This is a genomic window from Lentzea albidocapillata subsp. violacea, assembly GCF_900100275.1.
Lineage (GTDB): Bacteria > Actinomycetota > Actinomycetes > Mycobacteriales > Pseudonocardiaceae > Lentzea > Lentzea violacea.
Genome location: NZ_FNET01000030.1, coordinates 24,915 through 40,447, shown reverse-complemented (window position 1 = coordinate 40,447; position 15,533 = coordinate 24,915). Strand labels below are relative to the sequence as shown.

General features: G+C 68.4%; 14 protein-coding genes. 12 read left to right on the top strand and 2 right to left on the bottom strand.

From position 1 onward, the window contains the following. Window positions 1–106: 106 nt before the first annotated feature. From add to BLR21_RS38030, 5 genes are all read left to right on the top strand, one after another. Window positions 107–1,114, top strand: a complete 1,008-nt coding sequence (add, locus tag BLR21_RS38050) for an adenosine deaminase (RefSeq protein WP_090014499.1) — start codon at window positions 107–109, stop codon at window positions 1,112–1,114. Between the two features lie 85 nt (window positions 1,115–1,199). Further along, on the top strand, window positions 1,200–2,069 hold the full coding sequence (locus BLR21_RS38045) for an SGNH/GDSL hydrolase family protein (protein WP_176929983.1): 870 nt from the start codon (window positions 1,200–1,202) through the stop codon (window positions 2,067–2,069). Window positions 2,070–2,160: 91 nt separating this feature from the next. Next, window positions 2,161–3,069: a helix-turn-helix transcriptional regulator gene (locus tag BLR21_RS38040; RefSeq protein ID WP_256335198.1), complete on the top strand. Its 909-nt coding sequence runs from the start codon at window positions 2,161–2,163 to the stop codon at window positions 3,067–3,069. 74 nt (window positions 3,070–3,143) lie between these two features. Then, the gene (locus BLR21_RS38035) at window positions 3,144–3,512 is read left to right on the top strand and encodes an STAS domain-containing protein (protein WP_176929982.1); all 369 of its coding nucleotides are present in this window, start codon (window positions 3,144–3,146) and stop codon (window positions 3,510–3,512) included. 11 nt (window positions 3,513–3,523) lie between these two features. After that, complete coding sequence (locus BLR21_RS38030; RefSeq protein WP_090014491.1) at window positions 3,524–4,789, top strand: tannase/feruloyl esterase family alpha/beta hydrolase; 1,266 nt, start codon at window positions 3,524–3,526, stop codon at window positions 4,787–4,789. A gap of 26 nt (window positions 4,790–4,815) precedes the next feature. On the opposite strand, the gene BLR21_RS38025 is transcribed toward BLR21_RS38030, so the two are convergent. Next, entirely contained in the window at window positions 4,816–5,805 is a 990-nt protein-coding gene (locus tag BLR21_RS38025; RefSeq protein WP_090014488.1) for a LacI family DNA-binding transcriptional regulator, read from the bottom strand. Between the two features lie 125 nt (window positions 5,806–5,930). Here BLR21_RS38025 and BLR21_RS38020 point away from each other — a divergent pair, with 125 nt between their 5' ends. From BLR21_RS38020 to BLR21_RS38000, 5 genes are read left to right on the top strand one after another with little or no spacing between them, the layout of a single operon-like run. Further along, window positions 5,931–6,971, top strand: a complete 1,041-nt coding sequence (locus tag BLR21_RS38020) for an ABC transporter substrate-binding protein (protein ID WP_090014485.1) — start codon at window positions 5,931–5,933, stop codon at window positions 6,969–6,971. Continuing rightward, window positions 6,961–8,475, top strand: coding sequence for a sugar ABC transporter ATP-binding protein (locus BLR21_RS38015; RefSeq protein ID WP_090014483.1), 1,515 nt, complete (start codon window positions 6,961–6,963; stop codon window positions 8,473–8,475). The genes BLR21_RS38020 and BLR21_RS38015 overlap by 11 nt, the downstream gene beginning before the upstream one ends. Continuing rightward, the gene (locus BLR21_RS38010; RefSeq protein WP_090014480.1) at window positions 8,432–9,403 is read left to right on the top strand and encodes an ABC transporter permease; all 972 of its coding nucleotides are present in this window, start codon (window positions 8,432–8,434) and stop codon (window positions 9,401–9,403) included. The genes BLR21_RS38015 and BLR21_RS38010 overlap by 44 nt, the downstream gene beginning before the upstream one ends. After that, the gene (locus tag BLR21_RS38005; protein ID WP_090014478.1) at window positions 9,400–10,356 is read left to right on the top strand and encodes an ABC transporter permease; all 957 of its coding nucleotides are present in this window, start codon (window positions 9,400–9,402) and stop codon (window positions 10,354–10,356) included. Before BLR21_RS38010 ends, BLR21_RS38005 begins: the two co-directional genes overlap by 4 nt. Window positions 10,357–10,363: 7 nt before the next feature. After that, window positions 10,364–13,078, top strand: a complete 2,715-nt coding sequence (locus tag BLR21_RS38000) for an AbfB domain-containing protein (RefSeq protein ID WP_090014476.1) — start codon at window positions 10,364–10,366, stop codon at window positions 13,076–13,078. A gap of 57 nt (window positions 13,079–13,135) precedes the next feature. On the opposite strand, the gene BLR21_RS37995 is transcribed toward BLR21_RS38000, so the two are convergent. After that, complete coding sequence (locus BLR21_RS37995; RefSeq protein WP_090014473.1) at window positions 13,136–14,167, bottom strand: FAD-dependent oxidoreductase; 1,032 nt, start codon at window positions 14,165–14,167, stop codon at window positions 13,136–13,138. Window positions 14,168–14,338: 171 nt separating this feature from the next. On the opposite strand from BLR21_RS37995, the gene BLR21_RS37990 reads away from it, so the two are divergent. Further along, a complete protein-coding gene (locus tag BLR21_RS37990) occupies window positions 14,339–15,115 on the top strand; it encodes a heparin lyase I family protein (RefSeq protein WP_218131086.1) in 777 nt (258 codons plus the stop codon). 41 nt (window positions 15,116–15,156) lie between these two features. Then, window positions 15,157–15,522, top strand: coding sequence for a hypothetical protein (locus tag BLR21_RS37985; protein ID WP_090014471.1), 366 nt, complete (start codon window positions 15,157–15,159; stop codon window positions 15,520–15,522). Window positions 15,523–15,533: the final 11 nt, after the last annotated feature.

Genomic DNA, 15,533 nt, shown 5'->3' with positions numbered 1-15,533 from the left:
TCAAGCTGCCGCTCTACGGCGCTGACACCGAACGCGGCGACCTCGCTCCCTGAGTCGTCCGTTCCTCCGCCACCTCTCACCTTCGCCTCGCACGGGGAGCTTTGCCATGCGTTCGTTCATCCACGCACTGCCCAAGGTCGAACTGCACGTCCACCTCGTCGGCTCGGCCGGCCTCGACACCGTCCTGGAACTCGCCCGGCGCCACCCCGAGGCCGGCGTGCCCGTCGAGCGCGCCGAACTGGAGCGCTTCTACACGTTCCGCGACTTCGACCACTTCCTGAAGGTGTTCTGGGCGGTCCAGTCGATGCTGAAGGGCCGCGCCGACATCCACACCCTCGTCGTCGGCCTCGCCCGCGAACTGGCGCGGCAGAACGTCAGGTACGCCGAGGTCACCGTGACGCCGCACAACCACCTGACGGACGGCATGTCCGGCGACGAGCTCCTCGCGGGACTCGAATCCGGTCGCGCGGAAGCCTCGGCGCTGGGCGTCGAACTGGCCTGGTGCTTCGACATCCCTGGCGAGAAGGGCCTGGTCGCCGGCCGTGAGACGCTGGCGTTCGCGCTGTCCGAACGCCCTGACGGCCTGGTCTCCTTCGGCCTCGGCGGGCCGGAGGCGGGCATCGGCCGTGCCCAGTTCGCGCCTTTCTTCGACGCGGCAAGGGATGCGGGCCTGCACAGCGTGCCGCACGCGGGGGAGACCACCGGCCCGGAGACCGTCTGGTCGGCGGTGCGCGACCTCCGGGCCGAGCGCATCGGCCACGGCACGAGCTGCCACCAGGACCCGGCGTTGCTGGAACACCTGGCGCTGAAGGGGATTCCGCTGGAGGTGTGCCCGACATCCAACGTCCGCACCCGGCAGGTGGCGTCGATCGAGGCGCATCCCGTGCGGCAGATGCTCGACGCCGGTGTGGTGGTCACGCTGAACACCGACGACCCGCCGTTCTTCGGCGCGACGCTGGAAGGCGAGTACCTGGCGGTGGCCACCGCGCTCGACCTCGGACGCGCGGAGGTCGCGAAGCTGGCGGAGAACGCGGTGCTGGCGTCGTTCCTGCCGAACGACCGCAAGACGCCGCTGCTGAAGGAGATCGCGGACGTCCTGACGTCGGCCGGCTGAAGATCACGCAGTATCGCGTTCGGCGGCGCGCGAGGTGGTCGGTCGGGCACCATGGGGCGGCAATGACATCAACATCGGGGGTCTGGTGAAAAGAACGATCGTCGTCCTCACAGCGGTTCTGGCTGCTTTGGGGATTGCTCCCACGGCCAACGCGGTCCGCTCCACGTCGCTCGTGGTGCTCGGTGACTCGTACGCCTCCGGCACCGGCGCGGGGTCCTACCAGGACGGAACCGCCGGCAACTGCTGGCGCAGCAACAACTCCTACGGCGAACAGGTGGCCGCCCGCCTGCGCGCGGCGGGCCGGCTCGGCTCGTTCACCAACGTGAGTTGCAGCGGCGCCGCCACCGCGGACTTCTCCCGCCCGTTCAAGGACCGTCCGGCGCAGCTGGACGCCCTGCGGCGCAGCACCGACCTGGTGCTGCTCACCGTCGGTACCAACGACATCGGCTACGCGACGTACGGCGGCATCTGCATCCAGGCGGACTGCACGGGCGCCCCGACCGAGGCGATCCTGGCCAGGCTGCCGCAGATGGGCAGCAACGTCACCGCCCTGCTCACCGAGATCCGCAAGCGCAGCCCGCACGCGCGAGTGGTCGTCGTGGGGTACGGCCGTCAGGTGTCCGCTTCGGGCAACCCGCCCGGCGCCACGCTCGATCCGATCTGCGGCGAGGGCATTCTGACCACCGCGGAACGCAGCCAGGGCAACCAGGTGGCAGACGGCATCGACGCCACCCTTCGCACCGCCGTGGCCAAGGCGACGTACAAGGGCGTCCACGCCACTTACGCCAGCCCGTTCTCCCGTCCCGGCACGTTCGAGGGTCGCGCCCTGTGCGAGTCGGGCACGCCGTTCCTGCGTGGATTCGACGCGCTGGCGCCGGGTCAGGAGGGGCCGGAGGCCGTGTTCCACCCGAACCAGCAGGGACAGACCGCGCTGGCCTCGCTCGTCCGGATCTAGGGAGCCGGCTGCTTCCGCCCGCCCACCGGGTGAGCGGAAGCAGCCGTCCTGGCGATGGACACCGGCTGAACGGACGAGGATCGTGCAGCACGTGGAACGAGTCGTCGAGGTGGCGGACTTGGACGCGGCGCACGAAGTGTTGGACGCGACGTACGGTCACATGCGTCTCAACGCCGGCATCGAGCACCCCCACATGCGGATGTCGTCACGAATACACGGGCATATCCGGTTCGACGAGCTGTACGGGCGCATCGCGCTGGAAGTCAGCGTCGACCCGATGAACAACTTCGTGTTCGGGCACACGGGCGCCGGGATGGTCTACTACCGTTCCGGTGGCGAGGACCGATTCTGGATGCCTGGTGACGTGTTCCTGAGCGCACCACCCGAGAGTTCCTTCATCGGGGCGATCTTCGACCCGCGGCTGTCGACGGTGACGCTGACCCAGTCGGTGATCGACGAGGTGGCCGACGGTGTCCGGTTCTCCGGTTTCCGGCCGGTCTCGCCCCGGGTCGCGGCGGTGTGGTGGTCCACCTGCGTGCATCTGCGTGACGAGGTGCTGCCGCACTTCGGCGACAACCCATTGGTGACGGCGAATGCGACCCGTCTGCTGGTGAGCACCACCCTCGCCGCGTTCCCGAACACCACACACGCCGGGCCGTCGCGTGGTGATCGGCGTGACGCGCACCCGAGAAGCCTGCGCCGCGCGGTCACGTTCATCGAGGACAACGCCGAGACTGACATCTCCGCCGCCGACATAGCGCGCGCGGCTCGCGTGTCCATCCGGGCGTTGCAACTCGCCTTCCGCCGCCACCTCGCCACGACACCGATGGCCTACCTTCGGGGCGTGCGTCTGTCATGCGCCCACGAGGATCTGAGGGCTGGCAACGGTTCTGTCACTGAAATCGCGGCCCGATGGGGTTACGCCCGTCCGAGTGTCTTCGCCGCGCACTACCGCGCCGCGTACGATGTCCTGCCGTCGAAGACCCTGCGGTCAGGCTGAGGCGCTTCGTTTTCCCGGTCGCGGACTTCGTTTCCGCTGCTATCGTCCGGACTCGCAGTGCGGTGAAGTGTTTCATGACCGCCTGCGAGAACAGTCCGTTCACCGTACGGACACAACGCTCCGGCTCCCGTTTCGTGGCCAGCTGCCAGGGCGAGATGGACATGACCACCTGCGGCGTGTTCTTCGCCGCCGTGCTGCCCGGCGTCACCGACACCACCACCGACCGCGTCTCGGTCGACCTGGCCGAGGTGACGTTCCTGTCCGCCGGCGGCCTGCGCACGCTGCTGCTCCTGCTCTGCACGGCCCACCACAACGGCAAGTCGTTCAGCGTGCACGACACCCAGCCCCAGGTCCGCCGGGTGCTCGACCTGTTCGGCTTCACCACCTTCAAAGCGGGCCTTGTGTGGGCGGCAACCATGTTGCCGCCGAGCCCGTACAACTAGCTTGACCAGCTATGTTGCTCCCGCTGGTACTGGTACTCGCGCTGACCCCGCCGACGTCCGCGATGACGGTCCCCGGCGCCGAACACCAGCAACTCGCCCGCCTGACCGACCTCACCACGACCGGCCTCACCGCCACCGGCCACACCGACCCGGCCGACTGGGCGGGCCTCACGAGCACCGCCCTGCCCGTCCCCGCCGCGGTCCCGGGCATCCAGATCGACGGCTACTTCCCGGACACCTCGCGCACCAACACCAACCACGGCTGGCACGACTCCCAGTTCGTGGTCAGACTGCCCGACCGCTGGAACGGCGGCCTGGTCGTCACCGGCGCACCGGGCGTCCGCGAGCAGTACGCCAACGACCGCGCGATCTCCGACTGGGTCCTCTCCCGCGGCTACGCCTTCGCCTCGACGGACAAGGGCAACACCGGAGTCCAGTTCTACCGCGACGGCCGCGCGATGGAGGAGTGGAACCACCGCTTCACCCAGCTCACCATCGCGGCGAAGTCCGTTGTCTCCCAGCGCTACGGCCGAACCCCGCGCCGGACCATCGCCACCGGCATCTCCAACGGCGGCTACCTGGTTCGCTGGCAACTGGAGAACCGCCCACACCTCTACGACGGTGGCGTCGACTGGGAGGGGACACTGTGGACGGTCAAGGGCCCGAACCCCCTGACGTTCCTGCCACCCGTCCTGCGCGCCTACCCGGCCTACCTGGCAGGCGAACCGGGCGCGCACGACGCGATGGTCGCGGCAGGCTTTCCGGCCGGCACGGAATTCCTGTGGGACTACCACTACCGCTATTACTGGGACCTCACCCAACGCATCTACCGCGAGGAGTTCGATCCCGGGTTCGACGGGGACCTGGAGGCCGGGGTGCCTTTCTGTGCTCCTGGTACCCCTTCCTGCGACGCGGACTACTCGTATGCGGCGCGGCGTCGCGTTGCCGGGCCTGCGGTGTCTCGCGTCGCGTTGACCGGGAAGGTGAAGCGGCCCTTGCTGACCGTGCATGGGACTTACGACGTGCTGCTGCCTATCAGCCAGGATTCGGACGTGTACGCGGGTATGACGCCTGATCGGTTGCACCGGTACTACCGGGTGGAGCAGGGGACGCACGTGGATGGGCTGGTGGATGCCTATCCGGATCGGTTGCGGCCGCTTGCGCCTTGTCATCGGGCGGCGTTCGTGGCTTTGGAGGGGTGGCTGGACGGGGTGCAGCCGCCTCGGTCCGCGACTTTGCCCCGGCCGGCCGATGTGGCGACCTGCCCGCTGTCGTGATGGTCATGCGGGTGCACGCCGGCCGGTCACCGGGCCACGGTACTTTCCCTCACCTGCAAGGAGAACGGCGTCTCGACGTTCTCGAGGACGTCCCCGGCCTCGACGCGCCGATGCAGCAGATCGACGGCCGCTTGGGCGATCGCGGCCTTGTCGGGGGCGACGGACGTGAGTGACGGCGAGCTGTAGGCGCTTTCCTCGTTGTTGTCGAAGCCGACCACGGCGAGGTCCTGGGGCACGCGCACCAAACGTTCGCCGGCCGCCCGCATGGCGCCGATGGCCAGGAGGTCGTTGAAGCAGAACACGGCGTCCGGCGGGGTGCGCAGGTCCAGCAACGACCTCATCGCGGCGGCGCCGTCCGCCCGGTGGTAGTTCAGGGCGGGCACGACGAGTTCGTCGACGAACGGCAGCGAGGCTTCGGCCAGTGCGCGGCGGTAGCCCTCCAGGCGCAGCGCGGCGGTGCCTCGGTGGGGGTGGGCGCCGATCGCGGCGATGCGCTGGTGGCCCAGCGAGATCAGGTGGCGGACGGCGGCCTGGGCGGCGGCCACGTTGTCGATGCCCACGCGGGAGATCGGGACGTCGACGGCGTGCTCGCCCAGCAGGACGGCGGGCACTGGCAGCTGGAAGTCGTCCACCTGCAGGGCCTCCGGGCTGAGGATCGCGGCGTCGACCAGGTGCGGGCCCAGGGAGGCCAGCGCGGAGCGTTCGCCGGCCAGGGTGCCGAACGTCTGCTCGATGAGCACGTTCCACTCGTGGTCCTGGGCGGCGGCGATGACGAGGCCGGCGAGCTCGGCGAAGTAGGGGATCGAGAGCTCGGGCAGGACCAGGGCGATGAAACCGGTGCGGCCGCGGCGCAGGTTGCGGGCGCCGAGGTTCGGCCGGTAACCGGTCGCCTCCAGCGCCTCCTCGACGCGGCGGCGGTTGTCCGGTTTCACGAACGAGTAGCCGTTGACCACGTTCGACACGGTCTTCACCGAGACGCCCGCCAGCCGGGCGACGTCCTTGAGCGTGGCCAACACAGCCTCCAGAAAAAGTACCGGGAAAAAGACCGGGACGAACCCGGGTCTTTACATCGTTGGAACAACGATGCAAATCTAGCGCCTGAGAGCGCGTCCACGCATAGCCCGCCGTGTAGGAGCCAACGATGTCTCGCATGTTGCTCATCGCCGTCGCAGCCTTGCTCGTGACGGGGTGCACCAGCAGAGAAACCCCGACGACCGCGACCAGTGGAGGGCCCGCCGCGTCTGCCGCGCAGAACCAAAGCGCTGGTCCCGGCTGTGCGCGCAGCACGACCGGATACCCGCAGGTCGACGTCAAGGGCGCGCTGGTCGGCTTCTCCCAGTCGGAGAAGGAAGCCAACCCGTTCCGCACCGCCGAGACGCAGTCGATCAGGGACGAGGCCGCGAAGCGGGGAGCCGAGCTGCTGTACACGAACGCGCAGAGCGACCTGAACAAGCAGATCAGCGACATCAAGTCGCTGATCGACCGCGGGGCGAAGCTGCTGATCGTGGCGCCGCTCAACTCCGACGGCCTGCAGCCCGCGTTCGACGCGGCCAGGGCCAAGCAGGTGCCGGTGATCACGATCGACCGCAAGGTGACGTCGAAGCCCTGCACCGACTACCTCACGTTCATCGGCTCCGACTTCGTCGAACAGGGCAACCGCGCCGCCCAGCAGATGATCAAGGCGACCGGCGGCACCGGCAAGGTCGCGATCCTGCTCGGTGCCTCGGGCAACAACGTCACGGTCGACCGGACCAAGGGCTTCAAGGACGGCATCGCCGGCACGCCCGGCCTCACCGTCGTCGCCGAGCAGACCGGCGAGTTCGACCGGTCCAAGGGCCAGGCCGTGATGGAGCAGCTGATCCAGAGCAACCCGGACATCACCGCCGTGTACGCCGAGAACGACGAGATGGGCATCGGCGCCGTCACCGCCCTCAAGGCCGCCGGCAAGCAGCCGGGCAAGGACGTCAAGATCGTGTCCGTCGACGGCACGCGCAACGCCGTGCAGCTCATCGCGGACGGCAGCTACACCGCCGTCGTCGAGTCCAACCCGCGCTTCGGCCCGCTCGCGTTCGACACGCTGGAGAAGTTCGGCAAGGGCGACGAGATCCCGCAGACCATCGTGATCTCCGACGACGAGTACGACTCCACGAACGCGGCGCAGAAGCTCGGCAATGCCTACTGATCCGGTGATCGAGGTCGCCGGCGTGACGAAGACGTTCGCCGGCGTCCGGGCCCTCGGCGACGTGGACTTCGCGCTCCAGCGCGGCGAGATCCACGCGCTGGTCGGGGAGAACGGCGCCGGCAAGTCGACGCTGATCAAGGTGCTGACCGGCATCCACACCCCGGATGCCGGTGCCATCACCCGCAACGGGCACATCTCCACGATCTACCAGGAGGTGAACCTCGTTCCGTTGATGAGCGTGTCCGCCAACCTGTTCCTCGGCCGCGAGCCGCGCAACCGGTTCGGCCTGATCGACCGTGCCCGCCGCGACGCCGACGCGGCGGAACTGTTGCGGGGCTACGGCATCACGGCGGACGTGAGCAGTCCACTCGGGACGCTCGCGGTCGGCGAGCAGCAGATGGTCGCGCTCGCCAGGGCGGTCGCGGCGGACGCGGACGTCGTGATCATGGACGAGCCCACGTCGTCGCTGGAACCACGCGAGGTCGAGACGCTGCTCGGCGTCGTGCGGAAGCTCCACGAGGCGGGTATCGCGATCATCTACGTCAGCCACCGCATGGACGAGCTGTACCGGATCTGCGACACCGTCACGGTCCTGCGGGACGGTGTGAACGTGCACAGTGGGCCCCTCAAAGAACTTCCGCGCATCGAACTGGTCTCGCTGATGCTCGGCAGATCGGTCAAGGAGATCGAGAAACACGGCACCACGGCGTTCGGCGAGGGTCATCACGCCGACACGCAGCCGGTACTGGAGGCTCGCGACCTCACGAGCAAGCCGCGCATCGGCGGCGTCAGCGCGTCGATCCGGCCCGGTGAGGTCGTCGGCCTCGCCGGCCTGCTCGGATCGGGCCGCACCGAGACCGCGAAGGCGATCATCGGTGCGCTCCCGCTCGACGGCGGCACGGTGCTCGTCGCCGGCAAACCGGTGGCGCACAACGTCAAGGCGTCGATGAAGGCGGGCATCAGCATGCTCGCCGAGGACCGCAAGACCGAGGGGATCATCCCGAACCTGTCCGTGCGCGAGAACATCGTGCTGGCCGCACTGCCGAGGCTCAGCAAGTTCGGCGTGACGAGCCGGTCCAGACAGGACCGGATCGTGGACACGTTCATCGAACGCCTGCGCATCAAGGTGTCCAGCCCGGAGCAGAAGGTCGCGGAACTGTCCGGCGGCAACCAGCAGAAGGTGTTGCTGGCCAGATGGTTGTGCACGGAACCGAAGATCCTGCTCCTCGACGAACCGACGCGCGGCATCGACGTCGGCGCCAAGGCCGAGGTGCAGGCGCTGATCGACGAACTCGCGCGGGAGGGCCTGGCGGTGCTGCTGATCAGCTCCGAACTGGACGAACTGCTCGACGGCGCCGACCGGCTCGTCGTGCTGCGCGACGGCTCGGTCGCAGGTGAACTCGAAGGAGACCAGCTCACCCGTGAACACGTGCTCGCGGCCATCGCGGCGGAGGTGATGGATGACTCGGACGACCACGCAGGCAGCCACCAGGACAGTCATTAGCACCGCAGCCGCGCGGACGCGCTGGTTGCAGGACAACGGTGTCTACGTCGCCGTTGCCGTCCTGCTGCTGTTCAACGCCCTGTTCACGGCCAACTTCCTGACGCTGGGCAACTTCACGACCCAGCTCGTGCAGGCCGCGCCCGTCCTGATCGTCGCGCTCGGCATGGCGCTGGTGATCGGCACCGAGGGCGTCGACCTGAGCGTCGGCGCGGTGATGGCGCTGGCCGCCGCGATCATCCCGCTCTACCTCGGCGCCGGTCCGCTCATGGCCATCACGATGGCGCTCGTCATCGGCGTGCTGGCGGGGGCGTTCAACGGTTTCCTCGTCGCCAAGGTCGGCATCCAGCCGATCGTCGCCACCCTCGCGTTGCTGGTGGGCGGACGCGGCCTCGCGCTGGTCATCGCGGACGGTCAGCTCGTCCAGTTGCACGACGAGACGTTCCTGGAGCTCGGCACCGGTGACGTGCTCGGCATCCCCATCAGCGTGCTGATCGCGGGTCTGCTGGCGCTCGTCGTCGCGGGCCTCACGAACCGCACCACGTTCGGGCGTCAGCTCGTCGCGATCGGCGGCAACCGCAAGGCGGCCACGCTCGCGGGACTTCCGGTCAACCGGGTGCTGATCGGTGTCTACGCGATCACCGGCGTGCTCGCGGCCATCGCCGGTGTGCTGGCCACCTCCCGGCTCGCCGCCAGCGACCCGGCGGACATGGGCCTGCTCATGGAACTGTCCGCGATCACCGCGGTGGTCGTCGGCGGCACCCCGCTCACCGGGGGCAAGGTCCGCGTGCTCGGCACGGTGTTCGGCGTGATCCTCATGCAGCTCGTCCGGGCCACCCTGATCAAGCACAACCTGCCGGACTCGATCGCGCAGATGATCCAGGCCGCGATCATCATCGCAGCCGTGTACGTGGCACGGGAGCGCCGATGATCACGACTCCTACCGTTACCAACGCGAGGACGAAAGTCCTGCAACGCCAGGGCGCCGCCGTGGCCCTCGTGCTGATGGTCGTGGTGTCCTGGCTGACCTTCCCGCGCTTCGGCAGTCTCGACAACCTGCGTGACCTCGCCCTGCAGGGCTCGTTCCTCGTCGTGATCGCGATCGGCATGACGTTCGTGATCATCACCGGCGGCATCGACCTGTCCGTCGGCTCGCTCTACGCCCTCGGCGGCGTGCTCGCGGCCTGGGGCTCGCAGTACGGGTTCCTGGCAGCGCTCACCCTGCCGCTGGTGGTGTGCGGGGTGATCGGCCTGGTCAACGGCCTGCTGATCGCCCGCACGAACATGGCGCCGTTCATCGTCACGCTGGCGTCGTTGCTGTTCGCCCGCGGGCTGCTGCTGGCGATCACCGACGAGGGCGCCAACACCTACCAGATCCCGGGGGACAGCGCGTTCGTCGAACTGGGCCGCGGCACGGTCTTCGGCTTCGGCTACCCGATCTTCGTCGCGGCCGTGCTCGCCGTCCTGGGCGGCATGATCCTCAACCGCACCAGCTTCGGCCAGAACGTGTTCGCGACAGGCGGTGCCGAACAGTCGGCGGTCCTGCTGGGCGTGCCCGTCGCGAAGACCAAGGTCCTCGTCTACACGATGAGCGGCACGCTGGCGGGTCTCGCCGGCGCCCTGACCGCCGCCTATCTGCAGTCGGGCGTCACGGTCATCGGCGTGGGCCTCGAACTGGACGCCATCGCGGTCGTCGTCATCGGCGGAACCCTGCTGACCGGTGGCATGGGCACGATCCTCGGCACCGTGATCGGCGTGGGCCTGATCAAGGTCATCCAGAACGTCATCAACCAGATCGGCACGCTCGACAGCAACTACCAGTCGGTGGTCAGCGGCGTGTTCTTGCTCATCGTCGTTGTCCTGCAGCGAATATTGCGAAGATAGGAGAGCCATGACCAGACGCGTCCTGGGCGTGTTGGTCTCGATCCTGATCACAGCAACCTTCCTGACCCCAACAGCGCACGCCGCGGAGTGGGTACCGAAAGTCCCTCCGCTCTCGACACCCTGGACCTCCCAGGTGTCGCCGACGAACGCACTGCCCGAGTACCCGCGACCGCAACTCCAGCGCCCGGAATGGCAGAACCTCAACGGTGTCTGGGAGTTCGCCGGGGCACCGAACCTGAACAACCCGCCCATCGGCCGGCCACTGGCCGAAGGCGTCCTCGTGCCGTTCCCGATCGAGTCCGCTCTGTCGGGGATCAAACGGCACGAGGACAACATGTTCTACCGCCGCACCTTCACCGTTCCGTCCTCTTGGAACGGTCGTCAGGTCAAGCTCAACTTCGGCGCGGTGACCTGGGAGACGCGGGTCTGGGTCAACGGCAGGCAGGTCGGCACGCACACCGGCGGCTTCGACGCGTTCTCGTTCGACATCACCTCGGCGCTGACGGCCGGCGCGAACGAGATCATCGTCGGCGTCACCTCGACGGTCGACGGCAGCCGCTATCCGATCGGCAAGCAACGCCGTAATCCGAGCGGGATCTTCTACACCGCGGCGTCCGGAATCTGGCAGACGGTCTGGCTGGAACCGGTGCGGGCGGCGCACATCACGCGTCTCGACACCACCCCGAACGTCGGTGCGGGCGCGCTCGACCTGGTCGTGCAGGGCACCGCGGGCCAGCCGGTCACCGCCGAGGTGCTCAGCGGCGGGCAGGTGGTCGGCAGGCAGACCGGCACGACCGGTAGTGCGCTGCGGGTGCCGGTGCCGAACGCCCGGCTGTGGTCGCCCGACGACCCGTTCCTCTACGACCTGCGCGTGACGCTGGCCGGCGGGGACGCCGTGACGGGCTACTTCGGCATGCGCTCGCTCGGCAAGGCGATGGTCGGCGGCGTCATGCGGCCGTTGCTGAACGGGAAGTTCGTCTTCCAGAGCGGCACGCTCGACCAGGGCTACTGGCCGGACGGCATCTACACCGCGCCGACCGACGAGGCGCTGCGCTTCGACCTCGAACGCCAGAAGGCGCTGGGGTTCAACATGGTCCGCAAGCACATCAAGGTCGAACCCGCGCGCTGGTTCTACCACGCCGACCGGCTCGGCCTGATGGTCTGGCAGGACATGCCGTCCGTCGACTCGATCGACGAGGCGCCGAACTCGCACGCGAACTTCGAGTCCGAGCTGCGCCGGATGATCGACCAGCTCAAGGGCATCACGTCGATCGTGCAGTGGGTGCCGTTCAACGAGGGCTGGGGCGAGTACGACGCCGGCCGGATCGTGAACCTGATCCGCTCGATCGACGACACCCGGCTGATCAACCACAACTCGGGGTCCAACTGCTGCGTCTCGGATCCCGACCCCGGCAACGGTGACGTGATCGACGACCACCACTACCAGATCTCTGCCAACACGCGTCCGCCGGACAACAGCCGGGTCGCGATGCTCGGCGAGTTCGGTGGCCTCGGCCGCAGGGTCGTCGGCCACGAGTACCAGCCCGGCGCCGGATTCGCCTACGGCGCCCTGTATCCGGACGAGCAGTCGCTGACCAAGCGCTACGAGGAGGTGATCAAGCAGGTCCAGCGGCTGATCCACACCCGTGGGCTCTCCGCGATGGTCTACACCGAGCCGTACGACGTGGAGAACGAGGTCAACGGCTTCTACACCTACGACCGGCGCGTGCTGAAGATGACCGAGTCGCGGGTGCGGGACGTCAACCAGAGGGTGCTCGCGGTCGCCCGTGGCACGGCGGTCAGCCCGGACGACGTGGTGTCGTTGCGCGTCACCACGACCGGCTACACCAACCGCTACCTGCGCCACCAGGACGCGCTGGCCCGCACCGACGTGATCGGCACGGACCTGGGCAGGCTGGACGCCACGTTCCACCCGCGCCCCGGACTTGCCGACGCGGCCTGCCTTTCGTTCGAATCAAGGAACTTCCCTGGCCAGTTCCTCAGGCACAGCAACGGACGCATCCGTGTGGACGTGAACAACGGCACGATCGCGGCGGACGCGACGTTCTGCGCTCGTGAAGGTTCGGGTGGCACCGCGCTGGAGTCGTTCAATGTGCGCGGTTCCTTCGTGCGGCACTACAACGAGGGCGTCTACCTGGCGCGTTCCGGTGGCCCGAACCCCTGGGACACCGCGAACTCCTTCGCCGCGGACTCCACGTGGGCGGTCGGGACCGGGTTGTGGCGCAGCGGTGCGGACCTGCCGCTGGACCAGGCCCGCTCGTTCCGCGTGACCACCCCCGGCTTCACGGACCGCTACCTGCGGCACCGGGACTCGTTGGCACGCACGGACGTCGTGACCGGCACGAGCGACGGCCTGACCAAGGCGGACGCGACGTTCGTCGTCCGGCGCGGGCTCGCCGACCCGACCTGCTACTCGCTCGAGTCCCGCAATATCCCGGGGCAGTTCCTGCGGCACGCGGACTTCCGCGTCCGGCTCGGCACCAACGACAACACCGACCTGTTCCGCCGCGACGCGACTTTCTGCGCGCAGCAGGGGAGTGGCGGCGTGCGGCTGGAGTCGGTCAACGAGCTCGGCACCAACATCCGGCACTACCAGGAGGAGGTCTGGGTCGCCTCGAACGGCGGCGCGCACACGTATGACAACCCTGCCTCGTACAACCAGGACGTGAGCTGGGCCGTCAGCTCACCTTGGGCACCGTAGGGGAGAACATGCTGTGTCCACCGGGACGCGTGCTCGACGCGCGTCCCGGTGGATCTCCTAGTTGAACAGGATCCTCTTGGCCACGGCCTTTCCTGGCGGCGTGCGCAGCAATGTGAACGCGAACTCGGCGAGGCCGGGCCCCCGGACGAGCGACAGCCCGCGCCGCAGCTGTGACCGCAGCAGGTAGCGGCGGCGCATCGCAGCGGCGTCGTAGTGCTCCAGCACGTATCTGTTGCCGCTGCGCAGGTAGTCGAACGTGACCGAGGCCGCGAGCTCGGACATCCGCATGCACGGGTCGAGCCCGCCCGCCGTGAGCGGTGAGACCGCGCCTGCCGCGTCGCCGACCAGCAACCCCTGTGGCGACACGATCCGGCGCAGCAGCCCGCCGACCGGGATCGGCCCGCCCCGGCGCTTCACCGGGCCGGTGGGTTCCGGCGTCGGGAAGCTGTCGCGGAACCGTTGCAACAGCTGGGGGAGCGGCGCGGTGAACCGGTCGGCGCGGCCCGCCAGCCCGACGTGCGCGTGCTCGCCGTCGTCGATGACCCAGGCGAGGTAACCGGGTGCGAGCCGCGGGTCGACCACGCAGTGGAACGTCGGCGTCGAACCGGTGCGGACCGGGTAGACCTCCTCGATACCGGTGATCAGCTGCCGGTTGACGTCGAGGCCGAGGTTCTTCGCGACGGTGGACCGGGCGCCGTCCACGCCGATCGTGAAGCGGGCCTTCGTGGACGTCGCCGGATAGCTGGAGTTCAGGCTGACCCGCGCACCCGCCCGTTCGGCGTCCTTGACCGCGGCGGCGTAGATGCCTTCCATGTCGCCCACGCGGAACTCGTCGCGCGCGCTCAGGAGTTCCACCGGATTTTCGCCCGACGGCGGGTAGAGCAGCACGCGCCGGACCGCCGGGCCCAGGTGCGGGAGCTCGAAGTCGTCGAGGGTGCGCCGGACGAAGATCCCGGTCGTCCGGATGCCGGTCTCCAGGCTTGTCCTGCGTTCACAAACGGCCACGTCGAGGCCTGCTTCGGCGAGCAGGCGTGCGGTGTTGAGGCCGGCCAGCCCGGCGCCGACGACGAGCACGTCCACGGTGTCCATGCCGCCGACGCTAGATCCGATCACGGGCCCGCCTCCCGTTTCCCGGCAACACCTTCACCGGATCTGCACGGTTTCTCCACAGACGTGAGCCCTTGACACGCCGGAGGCCTGTCGCAGATCGTGTGCCTACCGCTGCCTCGAATCGCCGCCCTGGTTCGAGGAGGAAGACCGATGGAGTTGTTCAACCGCCGCACCGCGATGCGAGGTGCGCTCGCCGTCGCGGCCACGCCACTGGCCGCGGGGGTGGCATCAGCCGATGTGGGTGCGATGGCGTTCGTGCAGAAGTGGGCCCCGAACCCCGGTTCGGCAGGCCTCGGCGCGTTCGCCGGCATCGAGGACGACCGCTCGAACTCGCACCCGTCGGCCACGCACATCTTCGCCGAGAGCAACCAGTACCGGTTCGTGATGCACAAGTCCGATCGGGACGGTTCCGACCGGCAGCGCAACGAGGTGCGCGCGATCCGGACCGGCAGCACCCGGCACGACATGAAGAAGGGCGAGACCTGGCGGTATCGCTACCAGATGTACATCCCCACTTCCTTGAAGGGCACCACCAGCTTCTCGCACATCTTCCAGGTCAAGCACACCGGCGTGGCCTCGCCCGTGGTCACGATGTCGTTGTTCCGCTCGGGGTCGCTGGAGACCGTCGAGATGAGACTGTTCGGCGCGGGCCAGGCGAAACTCGGCAGCACGCCGCTGGCGCCGTTGCGCAACAGGTGGATCGACGTCGAGATCGAGATCAAGGTCGCCGACTCCGGCAGCCTGCGCTACTCCCTGAAGGACGGCGGCACGACCGTGGTCACCGCGTCGCGCTCCGGTTTCGACACGTGGCTGGGCGGTGACCAGGCGCATCCGAAGTGGGGCATCTACCGGAGCATCAACGACTCCGCGCAACTGCAGGACACCTATCTGTTGCTGCGCAACATGAAGGCATACCGAAACGAATAGTGGTGTTCCCAGAAGGGCGTCCAGAGGTGAGAATCACTCGCGTGGGGGACCTTCACGGACGAACCGTCGAGAGCAGGGCCGGTGTCACCGCCTTCCTGGCGGGCGTGTGGCTGATCGCCGCACCACCGGTCCTGCACTTCGACGCGTCGCTGCACGCCTTTCGCCCGTACTGGGTGTCCATGGGCCTGGCCGTCGTGATCATGCTGCTCGGCATGGTGCGGGCGATGGCGCCGCTGGACGTGCCGTTCATCCGGCACCTGACGATCGCGCTGGCGGGGTGCCTCATCGTCGTCGCGTTGATGCCGGCGGACGGTGGCAGTGCGGCCGTCTGGCTCAACCAACTGGTTGTCAGCGCTCTCATCGCGCTGACGGCCGTGCTGGCGTTGTTGATCAGCTTGCGCAGATGACGCGGCTGTGC

What these genes read in the sequence shown, in the direction of transcription:
- BLR21_RS38000 (WP_090014476.1), top strand. Translation starts at nt 10,364, where the DNA reads ATGACCAGACGCGTCCTGGGCGTGTTGGTCTCGATCCTGATCACAGCA.
- BLR21_RS37990 (WP_218131086.1), top strand. Translation starts at nt 14,339, where the DNA reads ATGGAGTTGTTCAACCGCCGCACCGCGATGCGAGGTGCGCTCGCCGTC.
- BLR21_RS37995 (WP_090014473.1), bottom strand. Translation starts at nt 14,167, where the DNA reads ATGGACACCGTGGACGTGCTCGTCGTCGGCGCCGGGCTGGCCGGCCTC.
- BLR21_RS38030 (WP_090014491.1), top strand. Translation starts at nt 3,524, where the DNA reads ATGTTGCTCCCGCTGGTACTGGTACTCGCGCTGACCCCGCCGACGTCC.
- BLR21_RS38005 (WP_090014478.1), top strand. Translation starts at nt 9,400, where the DNA reads ATGATCACGACTCCTACCGTTACCAACGCGAGGACGAAAGTCCTGCAA.
- BLR21_RS38035 (WP_176929982.1), top strand. Translation starts at nt 3,144, where the DNA reads ATGACCGCCTGCGAGAACAGTCCGTTCACCGTACGGACACAACGCTCC.
- BLR21_RS38015 (WP_090014483.1), top strand. Translation starts at nt 6,961, where the DNA reads ATGCCTACTGATCCGGTGATCGAGGTCGCCGGCGTGACGAAGACGTTC.
- add (WP_090014499.1), top strand. Translation starts at nt 107, where the DNA reads ATGCGTTCGTTCATCCACGCACTGCCCAAGGTCGAACTGCACGTCCAC.
- BLR21_RS38020 (WP_090014485.1), top strand. Translation starts at nt 5,931, where the DNA reads ATGTCTCGCATGTTGCTCATCGCCGTCGCAGCCTTGCTCGTGACGGGG.
- BLR21_RS38010 (WP_090014480.1), top strand. Translation starts at nt 8,432, where the DNA reads ATGACTCGGACGACCACGCAGGCAGCCACCAGGACAGTCATTAGCACC.